This is a genomic window from Streptococcus sp. HMSC077D04 (genome assembly GCF_001808785.1).
Classification (GTDB): Bacteria; Bacillota; Bacilli; order Lactobacillales; family Streptococcaceae; genus Streptococcus; species Streptococcus mitis_BX.
On sequence record NZ_KV794476.1, the window covers coordinates 1 to 232 of the forward strand.

Consider the following 232-nt stretch of genomic DNA (forward strand, 5'->3'; position numbering starts at 1 on the left):
TCACTATATTTAGTCTCACTAACTTCAGTCTCACTAGGGGCTGAATATGAGACGGGGGCCGTTTCATTTTCAACCTGCCCTAGTCTTTTTTTAACACTAGGCCTGTTTGAACTAGCTACTGGGGTAGAAGACAATTCCCCTAAATAAATCTTATTAGCTAGTCTTCCTTTCTCACTTGAAGACTGTTGGACTTCATCAATTAAGTCATATTCTTTAAGAATTTTTTTGATTG

Annotated in this window: 1 pseudogene; it reads right to left on the reverse strand. The window is 37.5% G+C overall.

Annotated elements, in window-relative coordinates:
- A pseudogene (locus HMPREF2701_RS01475) lies at window positions 1–232 on the reverse strand (replication initiator protein); the annotation flags it as partial.